Origin of the sequence: uncultured Mailhella sp. (assembly GCF_947631555.1) — a bacterium.
Taxonomy (GTDB): Bacteria; Desulfobacterota; Desulfovibrionia; order Desulfovibrionales; family Desulfovibrionaceae; genus Mailhella.
In genome coordinates, this window is sequence record NZ_CANRLT010000129.1 from 1 (window position 1) to 3,936 (window position 3,936).

Here is a 3,936-nt window from a genome sequence, read left to right on the forward strand (position 1 = left end):
GTATCGGGAAAAGCTGACCGCTTAGAATCAATGCCACAGGGGCTTTTTAGATGTCTACTTGACAGGGGGCAGACCAGCCCGGGCACAAAGACCGGCCGCCGTGCCTGAACATAGATAAGAAGAAGGACTCTGTCTCTCCGGCTCTTCCTCAAAGAGCAGCAGAAACAGCCCCATGCCACTCCTCTTTCTCTCCCGCGCCCGCCGTGCAGCACACTCCAACACAAATTGCATTTGCTGCATCCTATGTTCAGGATGCCTCATCTGCGGACAGCGTTCCGGTGCAGGCACGGCTTGCCTTCAAAGGCGTATGTCCGTTCTGTCCAAAAAAACATCCGCTTTCCTGTAAACTTATCTCATTGAAAAAACGGTATTTTCCCTGCCGCTGCGCTCTTGACAAAAACTGAGTGCCCGCCTATGCTTATTTTTTCAACATCCTCCCGGGACAGGGGCTTTTCCTTAAAGTATAAAAGTCAGGACTATCGTAAATCCTCATTTGAGCCGATCCCGGCAAAAACACAAGGAATTTTCCATGAATCGAGTCACGTTCATCGTCGATGGTGAGTTCATGCGCAAGCGCATCATCTCTCTCAAGGCCTTCTACTTCGACGGGCCGGGCATCCGCCGCCACTGTCTCTCCCATCTCGCTCCCAACGAAACCGTGGGGCGCATCCTGTTCTATGACGCTCTGCCTTTCACCGGCAAGGGCGAACACCCCGTCAGCGGTCCCGTGGATTTCTCCCAGACTCCCCTGGTTGCCCGCAAGCAGCAGTTTCTCCAGTCGCTGCGCGTCACGCCGGAAATCTCCCTGCGCCTCGGCCGTTCCGCATGGCAGGCCGGGCAGTGGCAGCTTGACGCCAACCGCCTGGGCGAACTCATGGCCGGTGAAATCAGCATCAACGACGTTGAAGCCGGGGACATCTATCCCGACATCCGTCAGAAGGGCGTAGACATCCGCCTCGGTATCGACATCGCCGCCATCGCGTTCAGGCATCAGGCCGAAAGGCTGGTGCTGGTCGCCAACGATGCCGACTATGTGCCCGCCGTGAAGCTGGCGCGTGAAGAAGGTCTGAAGGTGGTTCTGGATCCGCTCTGGACCCGTGCGGCGGAAGACCTGCGCGAGCATGTGGACTACGTCTGCAACAAGCTGCCCCGCCCGCAGTACGGCAACTATCCTCACGGCATCCACATCTTCGACGATCCCAAGGAATACGATCCCTGCGAAGCAGCATCCGTGGATGATCAGGACGATTAAACCTGCCGCCGACGCCCGAAGGGCGTCTCCCATGAAGGAGCATCCATGTGCGGAATCTTTGGCATCATCGGCCATGAGGACGCTTCCCGCCTGGCCTACTTCGGACTGTACGCCCTCCAGCACCGCGGCCAGGAAAGCGCCGGCATCGTGGCTTGGGACTCCTCTCTCGAATCCATGCATGTGCATGTGGGCATGGGACTCGTCCCTGACGTGTTCCATGAAGAGGATCTGAAGCTGCTTTCAGGCGAGACGGCCATCGGCCATGTCCGCTACTCCACCACAGGCAAGCCCCAGCTGCGCAACGCCCAGCCGCTCATGGTACGCGTGCGCGGCGGACTCCAGCTCGCGCTGGCCCACAACGGGAACCTCACCAACGCTGCCGAACTGCGCACGGCGCTGGAAAACGATGGCTGCATCTTCCAGACCACCTCGGACAGCGAAATCTTCGTTCACCTCATCGCCCGGGCTCTGTCCAGCAGCACTCTGGAACAGGCCATTGAGCAGGCCTGCAAACAGGTGGAAGGAGCCTACAGCCTGCTCATTCTGGCCAACGGCAAGCTCATCGCCATCCGCGATCCCCACGGCTTCCACCCCCTGAGCATGGCCAAAATGGGCGACGCCTGGGTCTTCGCCTCGGAGAGCTGCGCCTTCGATCTCCTGGAAGCCGACTATGTGCGCGAGGTTCAGCCCGGCGAAATGATCATCATCAATGAGGGCGCGCTGGAGTACCAAAGCCGTTTCTTCAGCGAAGGCGTCCCGGTGCGTCAGTGCATCTTCGAGCTTGTCTACTTCGCCCGGCCGGACTCCCGCATCTTCGGCGAAGACGTGTACCAGTGCCGCAAGTGCATGGGCCGCAACCTCATCCGGGAATCCATGGCCGAAGCCGACTGTGTCATCCCCTTCCCCGACTCGGGCATTTACGCCTCCCTCGGCGTGGCGCAGGAAGCGGGCGTTCCCTATGAACACGCGCTCATCCGCAACCACTATGTGGGCCGCACCTTCATCCAGCCTTCCCAGAGTATGCGTCAGTTCAGCGTCCGGGTGAAAATCAATCCCGTGCACTCCGTCATCGAGAACAAAAGGCTCTATGTGGTGGATGACTCCATCGTGCGCGGCACGACCATCCGCACCCGCGTGGCCAAGCTGCGTGAACTCGGAGCCAGTGCCGTCCACTTCCGCGTGAGCAGCCCGCCCATCAAGTACCCCTGCTTCTACGGCATCGACTTCCCCTCTCCCACGGAACTCATCGCCACCAAGTACACCCCCAGACAAATCTCGGAAATGCTCGGACTGGACTCCCTGCACTACCTCTCCACCGAAGGCCTGCTCAACTCCGTGTCCCAGCCGGAAAACTACTGCACCGCGTGCTTCACCGGTGACTATCCCACGGCTCTGCCCACGGTACAGGACAAGCTGTCTCTGGAATACCGCCGCAGGGGTGACATCCGCCTTGAGGAGAAGGGCGTCCGCTGATGGATCGCCCTGCTCCTTCAAGTATTCCTTCCACCCCCGGCGTCTACATTTACAAGGATGCCGGGGGTCGCATCATCTATGTGGGCAAGGCCCGCGACCTGCGCAGGCGCGTGCTGTCCTACTTCCGGCCGGCCGATCAGCTCACCGCCAAGACGCGGGCCATGATCGGCCATGCCGCCAGCATCGAATTTCTGAACACCACAACGGAAAAGGACGCCCTGCTCCTTGAAGCCAGCCTCATCAAGAAGCACCGTCCGCACTACAACATCGTCCTGCGCGATGACAAGCAGTACGTCATGTTCCGCCTCTCCGAACGGGATCCCTTCCCGCGGCTGGAAATTGTGCGGCGCATGAAGAAGCGCGACGGGGCGCGCTACTTCGGCCCGTTCACCTCGGGGCTCGCCGCCCGAGAGACGTGGAAGAGCATACACCGCATCTTCCCCCTGCGACGCTGCTCCGACAAGGCCATGAAGAACCGGCAGACGCCCTGTCTGTATCATCACATCCGGCTCTGCTCCGCACCGTGTACCGGCGAAATTTCGGCGGAAGAATACGCGGGACTGACACGCCGTGTCACCATGCTGCTCTCCGGAAAATCCACGGAGCTGGCGGATATTCTGCGTCAGGCCATGGAAAGGGCGGCAGAAGGACTGGACTTCGAAAAGGCCGCCAGACTGCGCGATCAGATGCGCGCCGTGCAGAACACCATTGAAAAGCAGGGCATCGTGCTCAAGGGGGAAGACCGGGACGCCCTCGGCGTTGTCAGCCTGCCCGACGGTCTGGCGCTGGGACTGGTCTTCGTGCGTCACGGCCTGGTGCAGGACAGAAGCACCTTTTTCTGGCCCGGACTGGGACTGGAAGACGCCCCGGAACTGCTCTGGAGCTTTCTCGGCCAGTTCTACCACGAGGGGCGCTCCATCCCGCCGCGCATCGTGCTCCCCTATCTTCCCTGGAAAACTGGCGAGGTGCTCTCCGCTCCGGAAGTGGATTCCGAAAGCGCGCTCGTCGCACCGCGCAGCTCCTCCAGCATGGGTTCACCCTTCCTTGCGGGAGGCGGAGCCACCCCCTGTTTCTGCGGAGAAAACACCCTCGCCGTGCCCGCAGATACCGAAAGCTCCTCCCTCACGGTCGTCGAAGAGGCGGCCGCGCTCCTTGCGGAACAGGACCATGACGCGCCCGCCCCGCTCTTCCCCGCAAGGAGCGCGGCCGCC

General features: G+C 60.8%; 3 protein-coding genes. All 3 read left to right on the forward strand.

What is annotated here, in order from left to right; translation table 11 throughout:
- Nucleotides 1–529 precede the first annotated feature (529 nt).
- Complete coding sequence (locus tag Q0Z94_RS11290) at nt 530–1,252, forward strand: NYN domain-containing protein (RefSeq protein ID WP_298069779.1); 723 nt, start codon at nt 530–532, stop codon at nt 1,250–1,252.
- 45 nt (nt 1,253–1,297) lie between these two features.
- A complete protein-coding gene (gene purF / locus Q0Z94_RS11295; protein WP_298069781.1) occupies nt 1,298–2,725 on the forward strand; it encodes an amidophosphoribosyltransferase in 1,428 nt (475 codons plus the stop codon).
- Nucleotides 2,725–3,936: excinuclease ABC subunit UvrC (gene uvrC, locus Q0Z94_RS11300; protein WP_298069783.1), on the forward strand; the 1,212-nt coding region annotated here is incomplete at its 3' end. The genes purF and uvrC, both read left to right, overlap by 1 nt.